Annotated in this window: 1 protein-coding gene; it reads right to left on the bottom strand. The window is 67.6% G+C overall.

What is annotated here, in order from left to right:
- Positions 1 to 377: DUF3152 domain-containing protein (locus tag AC1DYG_RS20640; protein WP_477641695.1), on the bottom strand; the 377-nt coding region annotated here is incomplete at both ends.

Below are 377 nucleotides of genomic sequence, written 5' to 3'. Positions count from 1 at the left end.
ACGGCCAGGGGTTGAAGCGGCAGGTCTTGCCGTCCATCGGGACGACGCCCTCCGGGTCCAGCTTCGCGATGTCGTTGTTGGAGGTGCCGAAGGTCTGCTGCATCATCACCGGCGCGAGGCCCCCGTCCGCCTCGCACGGCTGGTGCTGCTGGTAGCCGACGGCGTGCCCGACCTCGTGGTTGATCTGGTACTGGCGGTACGAGCCGATGTCGCCCTGGAAGCCCACGGCGCCACGCACCCAGCGCGGCTCGTTGAGCACCACCCGGTTGATGCCCGGGTTGTAGCAGGACACCTCGAGCTGGATGTCGTACCCACAGGCCTCCCGGATCGACATCTGCGAGGTCAGCGAGATCCGGAAGGTGGGTTCCCCGCTGTCG

It is taken from the genome of Pedococcus sp. P1_H8, assembly GCF_056405175.1.
This window is presented reverse-complemented; position numbering and strand designations above follow the sequence as displayed.